At 34.3% G+C, this 17933-nt stretch carries 17 protein-coding genes; 4 read left to right on the forward strand and 13 right to left on the reverse strand.

The features are described 5' to 3' along the window. Positions 1–33 precede the first annotated feature (33 nt). Positions 34–1164, forward strand: coding sequence for a glycerate kinase family protein (locus ACU68U_RS02295; protein WP_278725219.1), 1131 nt, complete (start codon positions 34–36; stop codon positions 1162–1164). 1 nt (position 1165) lies between these two features. After that, a complete protein-coding gene (locus ACU68U_RS02300) occupies positions 1166–2431 on the forward strand; it encodes a GntP family permease (RefSeq protein WP_094208166.1) in 1266 nt (421 codons plus the stop codon). A 48-nt stretch (positions 2432–2479) separates the two neighbouring features. Here ACU68U_RS02300 and ACU68U_RS02305 read toward each other — a convergent pair whose 3' ends face one another. From ACU68U_RS02305 to ACU68U_RS02365, 13 genes are all read right to left on the reverse strand, one after another. Next, a complete protein-coding gene (locus tag ACU68U_RS02305; RefSeq protein ID WP_446762647.1) occupies positions 2480–3592 on the reverse strand; it encodes an ABC transporter permease in 1113 nt (370 codons plus the stop codon). Beyond that, positions 3579–4676: an ABC transporter permease gene (locus ACU68U_RS02310; protein ID WP_304112212.1), complete on the reverse strand. Its 1098-nt coding sequence runs from the start codon at positions 4674–4676 to the stop codon at positions 3579–3581. Before ACU68U_RS02310 ends, ACU68U_RS02305 begins: the two co-directional genes overlap by 14 nt. Position 4677: 1 nt before the next feature. Further along, positions 4678–5616 (reverse strand): ABC transporter ATP-binding protein, encoded by a 939-nt coding sequence (locus ACU68U_RS02315; protein WP_094207601.1) that lies wholly within the window; start codon positions 5614–5616, stop codon positions 4678–4680. Positions 5617–5781: 165 nt separating this feature from the next. After that, positions 5782–7077 carry a branched-chain amino acid transport system II carrier protein gene (gene brnQ / locus ACU68U_RS02320; RefSeq protein WP_154253926.1) on the reverse strand — a complete coding sequence of 432 codons (1296 nt, stop codon included), beginning with the start codon at positions 7075–7077 and terminating at the stop codon, positions 5782–5784. Between the two features lie 179 nt (positions 7078–7256). Then, positions 7257–8441 (reverse strand): TVP38/TMEM64 family protein, encoded by a 1185-nt coding sequence (locus ACU68U_RS02325; protein WP_394371392.1) that lies wholly within the window; start codon positions 8439–8441, stop codon positions 7257–7259. 12 nt (positions 8442–8453) lie between these two features. Beyond that, entirely contained in the window at positions 8454–9194 is a 741-nt protein-coding gene (locus tag ACU68U_RS02330; RefSeq protein ID WP_446762648.1) for a YdjY domain-containing protein, read from the reverse strand. Positions 9195–9292: 98 nt separating this feature from the next. Then, positions 9293–9802 (reverse strand): hypothetical protein, encoded by a 510-nt coding sequence (locus ACU68U_RS02335; RefSeq protein ID WP_227904678.1) that lies wholly within the window; start codon positions 9800–9802, stop codon positions 9293–9295. Further along, a complete protein-coding gene (locus ACU68U_RS02340; protein ID WP_225559912.1) occupies positions 9802–10248 on the reverse strand; it encodes a DUF4430 domain-containing protein in 447 nt (148 codons plus the stop codon). The genes ACU68U_RS02335 and ACU68U_RS02340 overlap by 1 nt, the downstream gene beginning before the upstream one ends. Before the next feature lie 2 nt (positions 10249–10250). Then, the gene (locus tag ACU68U_RS02345) at positions 10251–11828 is read right to left on the reverse strand and encodes an ASKHA domain-containing protein (RefSeq protein ID WP_446762649.1); all 1578 of its coding nucleotides are present in this window, start codon (positions 11826–11828) and stop codon (positions 10251–10253) included. Next, positions 11812–12837 carry an MtaA/CmuA family methyltransferase gene (locus ACU68U_RS02350; protein WP_094208156.1) on the reverse strand — a complete coding sequence of 342 codons (1026 nt, stop codon included), beginning with the start codon at positions 12835–12837 and terminating at the stop codon, positions 11812–11814. Before ACU68U_RS02350 ends, ACU68U_RS02345 begins: the two co-directional genes overlap by 17 nt. Positions 12838–12844: 7 nt before the next feature. Further along, positions 12845–13498: a corrinoid protein gene (locus ACU68U_RS02355; RefSeq protein WP_446762650.1), complete on the reverse strand. Its 654-nt coding sequence runs from the start codon at positions 13496–13498 to the stop codon at positions 12845–12847. A gap of 1 nt (position 13499) precedes the next feature. Beyond that, positions 13500–14282 (reverse strand): uroporphyrinogen decarboxylase family protein, encoded by a 783-nt coding sequence (locus ACU68U_RS02360; RefSeq protein WP_446762651.1) that lies wholly within the window; start codon positions 14280–14282, stop codon positions 13500–13502. Next, positions 14275–15153 carry a GTP-binding protein gene (locus ACU68U_RS02365; RefSeq protein WP_316524757.1) on the reverse strand — a complete coding sequence of 293 codons (879 nt, stop codon included), beginning with the start codon at positions 15151–15153 and terminating at the stop codon, positions 14275–14277. Before ACU68U_RS02365 ends, ACU68U_RS02360 begins: the two co-directional genes overlap by 8 nt. Before the next feature lie 381 nt (positions 15154–15534). Here ACU68U_RS02365 and ACU68U_RS02370 point away from each other — a divergent pair, with 381 nt between their 5' ends. Both ACU68U_RS02370 and ACU68U_RS02375 read left to right on the forward strand, forming a co-directional pair. After that, the gene (locus ACU68U_RS02370) at positions 15535–16608 is read left to right on the forward strand and encodes a uroporphyrinogen decarboxylase family protein (RefSeq protein WP_316524755.1); all 1074 of its coding nucleotides are present in this window, start codon (positions 15535–15537) and stop codon (positions 16606–16608) included. Beyond that, a complete protein-coding gene (locus tag ACU68U_RS02375) occupies positions 16595–17920 on the forward strand; it encodes a Na+/H+ antiporter NhaC family protein (protein WP_316524752.1) in 1326 nt (441 codons plus the stop codon). Before ACU68U_RS02370 ends, ACU68U_RS02375 begins: the two co-directional genes overlap by 14 nt. The last annotated feature ends 13 nt before the right edge of the window (positions 17921–17933 follow it).

Raw genomic sequence — 17933 nt, forward strand, 5'->3', positions numbered from 1 at the left:
TCGTTTGTTATAAAATTGAGATAGGAGGTTGTTATGAATATATTAGTATTGATAGACTCTTTTAAAGGCAGTTTGAGTTCTTTGGAAGCAGGAGAAATCATAAAAAAAGCTTGTGAAAAAAATCCTTCAAACAAAGTAATCGTAAAACCTGTTGCTGATGGTGGAGAAGGAACTATTGATTCATTAAAGGATATTAAAAACGCTAAAATAGTTGACGTTGATGTACATAATCCTTTGATGGAACATCACACAGCTAGATATTTGATAGTAGATGATAAACTTGCGATTATGGAAATGAGCGAATCCAGCGGACTTACGCTTATAAAAGATAACTTGGATCCAATGAATGCTACGACTTTCGGAGTTGGAGATATGATCATGGACGCTTTGGATAAAAATATCAGAGAATTTATCGTTGGAATCGGTGGCTCTGCAACTACAGATGGCGGCATGGGAATGCTAAGAAGTTTGGGAGCGCTATTTTTTGACAAAAATGGAACCGAAATATCAAACGGTCCAATAGGAATTATAGATTTGGAAACAATTGATTTGGATAATTTCGACGAAAGACTTAAGGAATGCACATTCCAAATAGCTTGTGATGTCGATAATCCATTATGTGGACAACGTGGATCGGCAAGAGTATTTGCACCACAAAAAGGCGCAACTCCAAAACAAGTTGAAGAGTTGGATAAACTTTTGGGCAAATATCACGAAGTTACAAAAAAAGTTATTCCTGGTGCAAATGATACGATTGAGGGAGCTGGTGCTGCTGGTGGTTTGGGATATGCCTTCAAAAATTATTTAAATGCAGAATTAAAACCAGGAATTGAAATAATTCTGGAAATGCTTGGTGCAGATGAGTTAATCAAAAATTCTGATTTGGTTATCACAGGCGAAGGCAAGATGGATTTCCAAACTTCCATGGGAAAAACTCCTGTTGGAATTGCAAAGCTCGCAAAGAAATACAACAAAAAAGTCATCGCTTTTTGCGGCGTTTGCGATAACGATGCAGTCTCTGTTAACGATAGAGGAATCGATGCTTTCTTCCCTATTCTAAATAAATGTATGCAAACAAATGAAGCTATGGATAAAAAAGTTTCAGAAGAAAACTTGTACAGAAGTGTTGACCAAATAATGAAATTAATAAATTTATGGAGGTAGTATGGACAACGTAACATTTTCAACGATTGGAGCATTGATTGGCTTAGCGTTATCAATTTTTCTAATCATCAAAAACTTCCACGCAACTTACGCACTTATCATAGGCGCTTTGGTTGGTGGACTTATCGGTGGAGGCGGACTTGTGGGAACTGTGTCTGCCATGGTAAAAGGTTCTGAATCAATGATGAGTTCAGTTCTAAGAATTATGACAAGTGGTATTTTGGCAGGCTGTTTGGTTAAAACGGGTGCTGCAGAAAAAATCGCAGACACGATTATCAAAAAATTAGGCGAACAAAAAGCTTTAATTGCTATCGCGATTTCTACGATGATTATCTGTGCTGTCGGTGTCTTCATTGACATTTCAGTTATCACTTGTGCACCTATCGCCCTTGCTGTTGGTAAGAAATCAAATCTTTCCAAATCAAGCATTTTATTGGCTATGATTGGTGGAGGAAAAGCTGGTAATGTAATCAGCCCTAACCCAAACACTATTGCAACTGCTGAAGGATTCAAACTAAATCTTACATCTTTGATGTATGTGAATATTATTCCTGCAATTTGCGCATTAATCGTAACGATTATTATTGCAATGGCTTTAGCAAAGAAAAAAACTGATGTCATAGATTCAAGTGATTTGGAATCTTCTGAAAGAACAAACTTGCCAAGTTTCTTCGCATCAATTATAGGTCCTGTTACTGTAATTGTTTTATTGGCACTTAGACCACTTGCCAAAATCACAATCGACCCGTTGATCGCACTTCCTTTGGGAGGATTTGTGTGCTTACTAGCTACAAAAGAAACTAAGAATACCAAAGAATATGTCAACTACGGTTTCTCAAAAATAATCGGAGTTTGTGCACTTTTAATCGGTACGGGAACAATAGCAGGAATTATCAAAAATTCAACACTACAAACTGATATGATTAATTTGATTACTGCATTTAATCTTCCTGCATTTATACTTGCTCCAGTAGCGGGTATTTTAATGGGAGGTGCAACAGCAAGTACAACTGCTGGAAGTACAATAGCATCTCAAACATTCGCCAAATCATTAATCGATGCAAATGTAACTGCACTAAATGCTGGTGCTATGGTTCATGCAGGTGCTACAGTTATCGACTCACTTCCTCACGGATCATTCTTCCACGCAACTGGTGGATCTGTAAAAATGTCTATCGCTGACAGATTAAAAATCATTCCTTACGAAGCAGCCGTAGGTTTGACGACTACAATCGCATCAGTATTAGTATATTTAATTACAAAATAATTCTTCTCAAAAGTAAAGGCTATGAGCACACAACTCATAGCCTTATTTTTATTTGTTGATATTATCGTTACCTTTTGGTTTTGCTAAAACAGAAATCACTATAAATACTACGCTAAATCCTAATATTATCAAAAGATTCGGCAATATTTTTGAAATTTCAGGAAATTCTTCTAAAATTTCATTGTTTTTAATATAGTAAAATCCTGGGAAAATTCTACCTATTGTAAGAGCTGTTTTCCCTAGTAATTCTTGCGGAACAAATGCCCCACACAAAAACGACGATCCAAGTGAAACGATGTTCATTACTCCTTGAACTGTGTTAGAATTTTTGATTACATTTGATATCATCACAGCCATCGACACCACAGATATCGTGAATACAAACGAATTAAGCATCATAAGATTGACGTGAGTCTTTGTAAAATCGTATTTGTACAAAACGCAGAACAATATCATGTAAATTAACCAGAACACAAGTCCTGTGACGATATGACCCAGCATCAACTCCATATTAATTCTAGTTCTTGGACATGGTGATACGTTGTTTCTCATAAGAATCGGATGTTTTTTGTAGACCAAAGCGATATTTGATACGACTAATATCACTTGTGCAAGTAGCAGATAATTTAAAAAGTTGAAGTAGAATTTAGATTTATCTTTTTTGGAATTTACACTTCCCTCTTTAATGCTAACATTAATTTTTTTGTCCAAATCCTCATTCGCGTTTTTTATAGCCTCATCTTCAGTAAATCCACTTTTTTCGTAGGAACTTACTTGGCTCAGATAAATATTTATCTTTTCTTTAATATCCATCGCGTAAGCATTATTAGGAGCGATTTTATATAAAACTTCCTTTGTTTTATCAAAATCCTCTGGAATTATTACAGCTGCGTTGATAATATCGTAGAAAAGTTTGTCGTCTACAATTGTTTCATCCATCGTTTTTATCTTGGCGTTCTTGTCCAAATAATCGTACAGAGACTTGGAAAGTTTGGTGTTCGCTTTGTCTTGCACATAAATATTTACATCAACGGGTTTGTAGGAAGTTTGTGTCGTGTTTTTTGTCGCAAAGCTCATCAATACGAAAAATATTATCGTGTACAAAAGTATAGGAGTTTTGTGTGCCCATGTGATTTTAAAATAATTTTTAAAGACTCTCATACTCTTTACCTCTCATGAAAAATAGTGACGCTACGACAAATACAACTGTAATTATCAAAAGATTTATGATATCTTTGTTAAATCGTGCCATCGAATCGTAATAATACAACGAATATACCGCGTCTGTAACGACAGCAACAGGATTTATTTTGTTGATAATGGGAAGTTTCTCTGCGATAACTACTTTTATTTCTGGAACCATCATTCCCGCTAAAAAAGACATCAGCATCGTAATAGCGATTCCCATTCCGGTTTTTGTATCTAGACTTTTTTTGTTGGATACTCCAATTAAGATTCCAAACGCAACTCCACAAAAAGATGAAATACTTGCAAGTCCTATTATCGCCCCAATTCTATCTCCGAATCCAACTCCAAGTGCGTATTTCAAATATGCGATAAACAGTACTGTTATTGCAAAATTGATAATCCAACTGACAAGAACCGATGCAGAAAGCATTACGCTTTTTTTAGTTGGAGAAACTGCGTTACGCTTCGCATTTGTAGACAAGTTCGCTTCATATTGGAAGCTAACGAAAAGTCCCCACATGTATCCGTAAATCGTCGTCATCCCTAAAAGCGTGTAGAAAAACACATTCACAGGATTCATGTTTTTTCTTGAAACGTCTTTGATGTGATCGTCTACATTTAAAATTTTTCCGATATCAGCAGTCGGATTTTTCTGCATTATCTTAGTTATCATGGATACTTTTTGTGAATATGAATTCATAATAGTTTCGACGATTGTCTCAGAAATCCCAGATTTTTTTGTGTAGATTTTATCCATCGAATCAATGTACGCTTTTACATCTTCGTTAGTATTCAATATATCTTCGTTTTTTGATTCTACAACCTTGAAATATTTCTCATCTTCCATCTCATTCATGAAGTTTTTGAAATTGTCGTCTTGCATAAGAGTTTCATTAACAGCTACATCAATGGTTTTGAATTTACTATTTTCATTGATATTTCCAAATGCTAATTTGAAGAAAATCCCCAGAACAATCGGAAACAACAACGCCCAAAAAAGCATCGCTTTTTGTCTCAAAAGTAACTTAAAAGTATTTTTAAATGAATGTAGAAACATATCAATCCCTCAAATCTTTGCCCGTTAATTCCAAGAAAACATCGTTAAGACTTGGCTTTTCGACATTTAACGAGCTGTACTGAACATTTTCTTCATCGAGAAGTTTAATCAACTTCATTAAATACCCATCTCCATGAGAAAAATTCAACTTAACATTGCCGTCCTTATTTTCAAAATTCATCAAGTGTGGAAGAGTTTTGATTTGAGATATCACATCTTCATTTAATTCTTTCGCTGTGAAGCTTATCTTCTCGTTCATTTCAATCATATTTTTGAGTTGTTCCGATGAGCCCTTTGCAATGACTTTGCCCTTGTCAATTATCACGATATTATCACATAAGAAATCAACTTCATCCATATAATGCGATGTATAAATTATCGTTGATCCATCTTCGTTTAGTTTTTTTATGCCTTCCAAAATACTATTTCTAGATTGCGGATCAACAGCAACAGTCGGCTCATCTAGGATAATTAGCTCAGGTTTATGTGCAATTCCACAAGCTATGTTAAGTCTTCTTAGTAAACCTCCCGATAATTTTTTCGGTTTAAACTTCACAAAATCATTCAGACTTACCAAATCCAACGCCCTTTTCACAAGCTTACTTCTTTCAGATTTGTCTTTTATATACAATCCGCAGAAGTAGTCGATATTTTCGTAGACAGTCAACTCATCATACACTGCGACATCTTGAAACACCACGCCAATTCTTTTTTTGATATCATAAGCATCAGCAGACATTTCCTTTCCGAAAATCTTCACACTTCCAGAATCTTTTTTCAAAAGCGACAACATGCAATTGATAGTTGTAGATTTCCCACTACCGTTTGGACCAAGTAGTCCCAGAATTTCTCCTTTTTTCACGTCCAAATCCAAATTGTCGACCGCAGTAAGTTCCTTGTATTTTTTTACAAGACCTCTGACCTCAATAAGGTTTTCCATAAAATCCTCCATAAATTTTATTTCTATCTTTATTATATAATTAATCAATCATTATTGTGTAAAAAGTTTGTAAACAAAGTGCAAAATTAATTATAAAACCACTAAATTCCTTAAATTTGCCAAAAAAGTCAGCACAAAGAAAAACTTTATGCTGAATTTTTTCGTCTATGCTAATTTCTTTTTATCTTGGATATAAGCAATTACTCCAAACACTGCCCCCATAACAATCGCTGGCAACAGCCACTCAAATCCAACAGAACTTAGAGGAAGAGTTTTGATTGCATCTGTAAAACCTTGTAAAATTTTAAAATTTTGATTCAAAACTTCCACGAAACTCACAACAAATGTCGCAAGCACTGCCCCTGTGTATATCAAATCGTATTTTATATATTTTTCGAAAATTCCTAAAAATATAAGTACCATAATTATAGGATAAACTGTCGACAGTATTGGAACTGCTGCTTTAATAAGCGCTTCAACCCCAACAAGTGAAAGCACACCAGAAATCACAACTGTTGCCAAAACAATTGGTTTGTATCCCAATTTGTCTTTTGTAATATTCGAGAAGAAATCTCCGGCAATCGCACTGAGCCCAACAGAAGTAGTCAAACATGCCAATGACACCGCAATTCCTATGGCTATTTTCCCAGCTGAACCTAAAATATTTTGAACCGTTCCAAGTAGTATGTCTACTCTTGTGTTTTGAACTGTGTAAATCTTGGATGCAGTCGCTCCAACATAAATCAATCCACCGTAAATAATCGCCAATAAAACAAATGCCACAAGTCCGACCCACTTAACTAATTTTAGTCTTTCTTCATCGTTTACATATCCCTTTCTTTTCAAATCAGAAACTACAATCCCTGTCATAAGCGCTGCTCCAAGAGCATCCATGGTTTGATATCCTTCTGCAAATCCTTTCAAAAATATCTGATTTTCGGTTGCAATATTCATAACACCAATAGGATCTACGATACACTTACCTATAATAACTAATAAAATAATTACCAATCCAGGCGTCAAATACTTACCGATTTTATCGATAACACCTGTTTCGTTGAATACGAAAATCGCCGTTAACATGAAAAATATTAACGCTGTTACCCATTCTGGAGTTCCCGGAAAAACTTTAGACACGAAAACTTCGTGAGTTGTCGCTGCAGTTCTAGGAATTGCAAAAAGAGGTCCAATGGTCAATATGGTAACGGTTCCAAGAATCTTAGCAAATTTATTCCCAACTCTTTTTCCAAGATCTTCTGCTCCTCCACCTAGCTTAGCGGTGATGATTACCCCAAGTATAGGTAGTACAGGGTCTGTCAACAAAAATCCTAGCATTGCCTTTTTGTACTCAGTTCCCGAAAGCACACCTAAATAAGGTGGAAAAATCAGGTTTCCTGCGCCAAAGAATATTGCAAATAATGCAAATCCTACGATAATGACGTCCTTAAATTTCTTATTCAAAATATCCTCCTATGTATTTCTATATCTTTATAGAAAATGATTTCATAATTAAATTTTAATTCTAAAAAGTTTTATTGTCAAATTTATTTATTCCATTATCAAGATAAAGCGTAAGATTTTTACAAATAAAATTTTGCAAAAAAAATCATAGGCCACATCAATGACCTATGATTATAATTTTATTCTACTACTTTTCCGCCCTTTTTCTTTTGTTTGTCGTTGTAAACTTTCTTAGCTATACCAATCATGATTGATAATGCAAACAATGTCAAAAGACCCAAGAAAAGTTTTTGAGCTCCACCAGTCAATGTTCCTCCAACGTATGAATAAACAATTGTTGCAGGTAATTGCCCAATTCCAGTCGCTATGAAAAATGACCAGAATCCCATGTTAGTGAGACCTGCACCATAACTTACAAAGTCGAATGAAACAAATGGTAAAAGTCTACAAATTAATATTGCATATTTTCCGTATCTTTCAAAAAATACGTCAACACTTTCCATAGCACCTTTGCTTGTTAGTCTTTCAACAGCATCTCTTCCTAAAGCTCTCGCTAAGAAAAAGCAAAGTGCAGCTCCTGCCATCGCTGATGACCAAGAAAGTATAGCTCCCTTAACCCATCCAAATATTGCAGCATTTGATAAAGTAATCAAGAATGCTGGAATAGGGGCCGCAATTGATTGAAGAACCATCAAAATAAATGATACAACTGCTGCTTGTTTTCCGTAAGATCTCAAATATGCTACAACTACATCAGTGTCTAATTTTGAAATCGTAGAGAAAGCCTCATTAGTTTTAGCTTTAACTGAAGGTACAAAGAAATACAATCCCAATAAAATTCCAATGATTGCCAAAGCGATAATCCTTTGGATTTTTCTCTTGTGTTTAAGTTCAGCTATTTCTTCTGGTGTTTTTTCTTCTCTTAAATCGCTAAGTTTAACTTCTTCTTCTCTCATAGCTTTACGTTCTTCTCTACTATAATACTTTTGATATTTCTTCTGAGTAAGAACTATATAGAGGTTGATTAAGTTAACAATTACGATAACTGCGATTGTAGGAATGAAAATATTCTTAACTGGTCCATGATACATTATAAACTCTTTTACAATGTAGATTAGACTTTGAGTTTTCCCACCTATTAGTGCAATTAAGAATATCGTCGCTTCCAAAGCAAAGAATACATATCTGTTGATATTTGTATAAGCAATTCCTAGTATCAATCCAAAAGCTGTAAAGATAAACATTACTAGCTGCTGGCTAACCATCATCTCAAAATTTACGTTGAATAACAGAAGTAGACAACATAAAACCCCGATGGCTACGCCCGTAGTTAAATAATAAAATATCGCCCTTAACTTTTTCACTTGATACCTCTATTAATCTTCTAGAGTATAAGTTACAGCTACATAAGTTCCATCTTCTGGAAGTACATCAGGGTTACCAGTAAATTTAACTTCGTTTCTCTTTTCTACAGCTCCATTAGTGTAAGTTGTATTAGAAATAATTCCTACTGGACAAGAGTCCAAGCAAGTTAAGCAACCTGTTTTTTTGTTTTTTGCTCTTTCTAAGTTTCCACCAAATCTAAAATCAATTTTCTTTCCATTGCTATCTGTGATTACTTCGTTAATGTCATAATCTTTTCCAGCGCCTTCCCAAGTTACAGTAGCACCTATTTTAGATCCTTCAACGTGAGTTTCAGCTGCATTATCTGGAGTCATATTTTCACCAGGTTTTGCACCAATTTCGATTAATGCGTTGTAGAAATCTTCTGGAGTAGCATAAGCAGTAAGAACTGATTTTGCTCCGTTACTACCGTCAGTATTTACAGAAGCATGTCTTGTGTTTTCTGTGAAGTATTTTCCGTTAACTGAAGATAATACTGTAATTTTCTTAGCTTCTTTGTCAACTTTGATTGGGTTATCCAAAGAAACACCGTTTACTTCGTCAGCTTTCTTTTCTTCTTTCTTTTCTTCTTTGTTAGAATCATCTTTCGCTTGTTCAGTTGTTTCAGTTTTGTTAGATTCTTCTTTTTTATCGTCTGCTTTTTGTGAACAGCCAGCTAATCCTACTATTGCTAGACATAAAAATCCAGCCAATAATTTTTTTCTTAAATTCATAAATAATCCCTCCATTATCAATTTGATTTGATTTTAATATGTCATATAAGTTTAATACTGTATACAAATTAAACTCAATGAAATATTTTTTAAGATTTTTAATTCATGATTTTTTTCTTGCCGGTAATATAGTCTTCTAATTTGTATATCAGAAAAATATATATCACAGCATTTCCTATCATATGGTTGATATCAAACGGAATTGATGTCATGTATCTTGCAATGAATACATTCATCCCCATGACAGTCATGCATTCCATCAACGTGATTATAAGTCCATACAAAAATCCCGACACAGACAATGCGATAGTTTTCGTTACCAATGTTTTTTTCAATTTAAATACATTGAAAATCGTATAATTAAATACAGCCAAGATGAAAAAGTCTACCACTTGGAACAAAACCCATATTCCAAATCCAAGCACAAAACTTGTGACTACCATCGTGACTGCATTTACAAATAGTGACTCTTTTAGGTTTTTTTCAATTGCAAGTATCAGTATGACATCCGACAAGATTTTTACATTCGGAATTATATTCAAATAAATTCTTGTCAGGATGCATACTGCTGATAATATTGCAATTCTAGTCAAATCACTAGTTTTCATTATTTCATTTCTTGAAATTTGAATTCTATCTTGTCGTTTTCGTTAACTTTGTAATCGCCGATTCCAACTTCTGCCATTTTATCGTTAACATAATACATCCAGTATTGTTTCTTAGCTGGATCTTGTTTTACGCCTTCTAATTCAGTCATCATACCTTTTTCAAAAACTGCTTTGTGATTTTTTTCAAGGTAAGATTGCAAGTTTTCATCTTTTTTGATTTCTGCATCTTCTTTTAAGATTTCTTTGTTGTTAACTTCATCCATTACAACGATTGAAACCTTAGTAGCTTCACTCTCAGAAGCTTTTTCTTCTGTTTTGTTTTCGTCTGTTTTTGCTTGTTCTTGTGTTTGTTCTGTTTTTTGTGGCTCTTGGGCCTTATCTTTGTCAGCGTTACAAGCTGTCAATGAGAACACAAGCATCATCAATACCAATAATTTTTTCTTCATAATCATCTCTCCTTTGGAAATTCCATCGCCTTAGCGAATATTTTTTCATAGTCCTTTGTCATTGATAATTCTATATAATTCATATCTTCAGCAAGAGTGGACATTTCTTCTTTTATTTTATCGTTCATTAAACACATGTACGCCCCTATTAAAGATGAATTACCTACATAACTTATTTTGGATTCGATTTCGTAAGGCAGAATACCTACCCCTACGATTGAAGATGGTTTCAAATGACTTCCGAATTGTCCTGCGACAATACATTCGTTCAAATCGGAAATATCCAATCCCTCTTCATCCAAAAGTTTTATAAAACCAGAAAGTATCGCTCCTTTTGCTAGCTGTACTTGTCTGATATCTGATTGTGTGATAACAAGTTCATCATTCATCATGAACTCTCTTTTATTATCCACAATTCTAACCAAATCTTTTCTAAAATCATCGACAGAGTTTGGATCGATAATCCTACCTCTCTTATTGACGATTTTATTTCTAACAATTTCGCTGATTACAGCAAGAATACCACTACCACAAATCCCTTTTGCAGGTTTGTCGCCAATCGTTTGTAATTTGACGTTTGACCCGTCAATTACAACATCTTCGATGGCTCCTTGTTCTGCTCTCATTCCACATTTTATATTCATACCTTCAAGTGCAGGACCAGCTGCACAAGAACAACAATACAATTTGTCATTAGTCTTCAAAACTATTTCGCCGTTTGTACCGATATCTATAAACAGTGTATTTTCTCTGTTTCTCATATCAGTAACATAAGCTCCTGCTACAATATCTGCTCCTATATATGCAGAAACATTTGGTAAAGTGTACAGCTTTGCGTCCAAATTCAGTCCAATATTTTCGCACATCACACTCTTTGCTTCAGTGAACACTGGTTTGTACGGGAATTTCCCCAAGCTTCTTGCATCCACTCCCAAAAGCATATGAACCATTGTAGTGTTCGCCGCAATGTCAACTTCTTTGATGTCTTTTCTGTCGATTTTTGATTCGATAATCATCTTGTCTATCAATTTATTCATAGAACTAACGATGCTGTGTTGGAGAATTTTCGCTGCATTTTCATTTTCAAACTCAAACGTAATTCTCGTAAGAACATCCAATCCGTACTTTGTTTGGGCATTGAGTGCTGAGTTTTTCGCAATGATATCTCCAGTTTTCAAATCCACTAAATTCATGCACACAGTTGTAGTCCCAATGTCCACGCAAATTCCATAACCATCTCTGAATTCTTTCTCAAATTCTGGCATATCACCTGAATCAAGCACATCAATAGAGCTGTTTTCGCTTAAAGTTTCCACGACGACATCTCCACTCATTATAACTGCACAAGAAAGCCTAACTCCGTTTTCGATTTCTTCTTTTTTAAGAAGTCTTTTTTCGGTATCAGTTATTTCGTTGACATTTCCTTCTACAACTTTTATCTTACACTTTCCGCAAGTTAACTTACCATTGCATGAGTTGTCGATGTAGATGTCGTTTTCAAGCAATGCATTCATCAAATTGTAGCTTTTGTCGTCTTCTAATTCAATTGTTCTGTTTAAATTATTAATTCTTATCTTCATAATCGTAATTCTTAGATGCTGTTATTATTGATTTCAAATTTTCAAGTGGCGATCTCATACCTATTCCACAAGCTGGAGACAGGATATTTGATCCGTTGTTTACTGATATTTTAGCTAGTTTTTGAATTTTTTCACTGTCTGAATATTCAAGCGCATAAGTCGACACATTGCCCATCAACACGTGATGCTTCAAAACTTTCTTCGCATCTTTCAAAGATACGATTGAGTCGAAGCTCAAACAATCAGAGTGAATGTCGTTGCACAAATCAAGTACAGGAGTCATTCTTCCACAAATATGAACAATTTTTGGAACGTCTTTGATTCCATCTAAAAACTTATTCAAATATTGTACAGTGAATTCTTTGAAGAATTTAGGTCCCATAATTTCACCAGTACCAGAAGGATCTGAAACTGCGATAACATCTGCTCCTGCGTCTATTTGTCTATTCGCAAATTCTATTAAATGATCTGTCACATAATCCATAAATTCGTGAACTCTTTGTGGGTCTTTTCTAAGAGCCTTGTAGTATTTTACAGAATCCATTATTGATGATGCAGTGCTAACAGGTCCTGTGATATTTCCAATAATTGGGGCGTTTTTTTCTTCGTCCTTCAAGATTTTAATAGCCTCAATCACGATATCACTTCTGGAATCTTCCTTCTTGAAATCTTTTATCTTTTCCCAATCTTTGATGTTATCGAATGCGTATTCAATAACGTGTGGTTCATAAATTTCATTTCCAAAATCGACAACAGAACCCATATCTTCAGCTTCAATCGTCATGCAGAATGGAACTCCGATATTCTCAAAAATTTTCTCGTCGTAGATAGCTTTTGCCAAATCAGCCATTTTCCTAGCATCCAAATGAGCTTCTGGAAGATAGATATCTTTCAATTCCATTAGCTCTTTGGATATCATATTCATCATTCCACCCGGACAAATCACAGGAATTCTGTCGATGAAAATATGATTTAAAGCATTCTTCAATCTATCTTTTTCGTTAATCATTTCTATCCTACTTATCTTTTCCAACTAATTTCTTAGCAGCTTCCACAGCTTCTACAGCATTTTCAGTGTAAGAATCCGCACCGATTTTATCAGCAAAAGTTTGAGATATAGGTCCTCCACCAATCATAACCTTGAATCTGTCTCTAAGACCTTGTTCTTTTAACATTTCGATAACTTTACCCATGTTGTCCATAGTAGTTGTCATTAAAGTTGACATACAAATCAAATCAGCATCGTTTTCGACTGCTGCATCGATGAAGTTTTGTAATTTAACATCACGACCCAAATCAATCATCTTAAATCCTGCAGTTTGCATCATCAATTTTACCAAGTTTTTTCCGATATCATGAGTATCTCCTTCAACAACTCCGATAACTCCAACGCCAAGTATGTCGTCTTCATTCATTTCTACATATTTTTGTAAAACGTCCAAACCAGCATACATTGCATCACTGCAAAGCAAAATATCTGTGATAAAATATTCTTCTTCATCAAATAGCTTACTTGCTTGTTGCATACCTTTAATAAGTCCGTCGAAGATACCTTGTTTAGCATCAAATCCCTTGTCTATATATTCTTGGCACACCTCAGCGATGTCTTCATCTTCCATTTCTACTACCATTTCTGCCATTTTATCTAAATATTCTTGTTGAGTTTCCATGTTACCTCCTAATTATAATCTCATTTATCTTCTTAAATTTCTTATCTGACAAATTCATACATCTATCGCCGAAAATCTTTTGATTTCCTTCAAATAAAAAGTCTACATATCTTTGTTCTTCGTCTTTTTCAATTGGTCTGAACTCTGCTTTATCCAAGCTTATCAACGCCATCGTTGATTTTGGGCATAAGTGAAAATTAAATGGCTTGTCGATATTTTGAATATCTTCCAAAAATTTCATCAAAAACTCGTCCACATATAACTGCATTTGCTTAGGACCAATAATATCAGCACCCGCCAAACTATCGGAAAAACTAATCAATTGTATTCCACTGTCAACCAATTTTTCGATATATTCAACCAAAGCTTTTCTGATTTCATCGTAAAGTTCAACGATTTTATCGTGTCTTTTCCTGAATGATCTGAAAACCACCTCAGAACTTGCCAAGTTGTCTAATATAACCAATGGACCAGCAACCTCAACGATAATTCTCTTCTCATCTTTCATTTTGTCAATTGCTTCAAACAAAGCTTTGACATGTTTTTGATTGTAATCGAAACCAATCACAATATCATCAACATTATTATATTTGTATTTACTAACTTTGCCAAGTTCTGCAACAGCACCCATGGCTTCTGATTCTAATGTAGAAGACATAGGAATACTCGCATAGTCCTTATCCTTGAAATGTTCTACCAAACAGTCTGCATCTTCAAATAATCCCGGATCAGTTATGGGTGTCGTCTCCATTATAATACAATCATAAGTTCCAACTTTAGCCATTATTCACCTCGATTATTACAAAATCATCACTATCAGATAACGAATCTGATACTTCTAATCCACTCAAAGTTTTGCTAACGAAAACTTTCTTATCTGCAATCTCTACATTTCCCTTGGCTCTCACGATACTTTTTGAATCCAAAAACTTTTCCAAATCTTCTTTTGAATTGAATTTCAAATTTTTTTGAACATTGGTCTTAAATTTGGAATCTTCGTGAGAATGTTCACCGTGGTCGTGATGATGATGTTTGCCACAGCATTTGTGACCGTGACCGTGACAACAACATTTGTGCTTGTCTTCTTTCTTGTTGTCAGCAAATTCACTCACAATATCTTCTGGATTCATCTTTCTAAAATCATCCTTGTGAATAATTGCATGATTGTTAAATTGTTCGATTGACTTCTTCACTTCGTCGATTTTTTCTTCTTCCAAGTTTTCAATGTTCGTTATGTATATAATATCAGCGTTTTTTATTTGATCATTGAAAAATTCTCCGAAATCATCATGAAAGCAAATGTAGCTGTCGCAATCGACAATTGTCACGCATTTTTGTATTTGCAAATTTTCTTCGTCTTTCAAAACTTCCAATATATCCGTTAGCTTCGCAACTCCTGTCGGCTCAATTATGATGTACTCAAATTGGTCTTTGTCGATTTTGTGAATAATTTCCTTAAAATCGCTCTTCAATCCACAGCAAATACATCCCGAATTGATTTCAATTATATCGTCGTTTTTAATCAACATTGAATCAATACTCACATCACCAAATTCATTCTCCAATACCAAAGTATTTTTGGAAAAACCCAAAATGTGATTGATAAAAGTTGTCTTGCCTGAACCTAAAAATCCCGACACTATTATTGTTTTCATATTATCACCCACTCTAATTTTATCATATTATATATTGAATATTATCTAAATAATAATTACTTATTGGATAATTAAATAAATCAACTTTCCGATTTTGATAAAGCATCTACTTTGCTATGATAAATTTTTATGATTATTTTTATCTTATATTCCTTTTTGTCAATTAAGAAATCATTATCACAAAAATATTTTTGTGTGAAATTAAAAGTTTTTAATCTACAAATCAATTTTATTAAGTTTTTATTTAATTTTAATGAATAAAAACTACAACTTATAAAATATTTCAATAAATGACTGAATTTTTCTATGATAGAATTATAATGAAATTTATAGCAACAAATTCATTAAATTATTTTTAAAATTTAAAAAAGGAGGATTTATATGTTCAAAGATGAGATGACTCCAAAGGAGAGAATGGAGGCCTTCTCAAAAGGTGAAGAAATGGACAGAATCCCAGTTGTTCCTGATATGGGTGTTACTATGAGTGACTATTTGGGATATAAAACTTGGGATTATTATTCAAATTCTGATGTAATCGCCGATACGGAAGTAGCTTTGTTCAAAAGGTTCTACCACGATTCCATCAGTGTGTCCACTACTTTAAGAGGAATGGCAGAAGCCATGGGAACTGAAATTTGGTATCCAGAAGATAGTATTTCACAATTAAAAGATCCAGTTGTGAAAAAGGTCGAAGATATCGAAAAATTAAAAATCATCAATCCATTAAAAGATGGAAAGCTACCAGTGTTAATCGAAGCACTGGAAAAAATCAGAGATCAAGTCGGAGATGTTGCATCAATCGGTGCTGCAATGACTGGACCATTCTCTGTAGCCGCAAGTGTTTTGGGTACTGAAACTTTACTTCGTTGGATGGTTAAGAAAAAGGATGCCGTTCATAAAATTATGGATATCATAACAATCAATAACGGAGAATACATTAAGGAAGTTGGTAGTAGAGGTTTTGGAATGGGATTTGCCGATCCAGTTTCAAGTACTACTTTGATTCGTGAGAAACAATTCGAAGAATTTTCACTTCCATATTTGAAGAGAAATATTGCAGATGTTAAAAAATACTGCGGTTCTTCTGCAGGTTTGCATATTTGTGGTGATTCTAAAGATTTGTGGCCACTATTAAAAGATTCTGGAATTGGTAACTTCTCACTTGATAACTGTGAAAGTTTATTGGAAGCTAAGGAAATTCTTGGTAACGACATTGTTATCACAGGAAATGTTCCTCCAGTAGATGTTATGTATTTGGGAAATACTGAAGATGTTAAAAAATCTGTAAAAGAATGTATCGACATCGGTTACGATTCCCCATGCGGATATGTGTTATCTACAGGTTGTCAAATTCCAAAAGGAACAAAATTAGAAAATATCGATGCGTTCATGGAATATGGACGTGAATTTGGAAATTATAAAAGATTAAAGGAGCTAAAAAATGAAACCAAATAAAAAAGCACTTCTTCCACTATTAGTGTTCGTGCTGTTCTATGTATTATCAGGTGTAGTTCTTGCGATGCGTGGAATTGAAATGCCATTTTATCAAATTCCTTCACCTATTTCTATAATGATTGGTGTAGTGGTAGCATTCATTATTTTTGAAGGAACTGTTAACGAAAAAGCCGACGATTTTGTAAAAGGTTGTGGCGATGAAAACATAATTATAATGTGTATTATTTACTTATTAGCTGGAGCTTTTGCTCAAGTTACTAAAGCAAGTGGAGCGGTAGATTCTGTTGTAAACTTCAGTTTGTCGATTGTTCCAGTAAACTTCCTTGTACCGGGAATTTTCTTGATATCTACATTCTTATCCATTGCAACAGGTTCATCTGTAGGATCTGTAGTAGCATTGGGACCTATCGTTTACGGTGTAGCAGTAAAAATAGGAATCAATCCTGCTCTTATGCTTGCAGCTTTGATTTGTGGAGCAATGGCAGGAGATAACTTGTCACTTATTTCCGATACAACAATAGCCGCTACAAGAACTCAAAACATTGGAATGAAACAAAAATTTGTAATGAACTCAAAATTCGGTTTCCCTGCAATTATAATTTCTACAATAATTTTCGCAATTATAGGAAGACCAGAAACGACAATTACAATGGTAAAAGAAAGCTACAACTTAGTTTATGTAATTCCTTATTTATTAGTTATCGTAACTGCTTTGATGGGAATGAACGTATTGTTGGTATTATTCTCTGGTACATTATTAGCAGGAATAATCGGAATGATTTACGGAAAATTCGACACAATCATGTTGTCTCAAAAAATTTTCGAAGGCTTCACAGGAGTATTAGACATATTCCTATTATCAATGTTCACAGGTGGACTTGCTTACATGGTTAGAAAACACGGTGGTATTGATTGGATTATAATGAAAGTTAAAAAGAAAGTTAAAGGAACAAAAAGTGCCGAAGCTGCAATCGCAACATTAGTTGGACTTACAAATGTTGCCATAGCAAACAACACAGTTTCAATCTTGATAACTGGTCAAGTTGCATCAGAAATGACAAAAGAATACGACGTAAAACCATCACGTGTTGCATCACTTTTGGATACAACAAGCTGTGTTGTACAAGGAATTATCCCTTATGGAGCTCAAATCTTAATCGCTTCTGGACTTTCTGCAGGAAAAGTAGCGCCAACAGATATAATTCCATTCTTGGTTAACCAATACGTATTATTGGCGATGATGATATTGACAATTATCACAAGATTTGGAACAAAATCTGATCCTGCTACAGAAGTTCCAGACGCTAAATAGTAAAACAAAACAC

This window comes from Finegoldia sp. P3-F-LR (assembly GCF_052932165.1).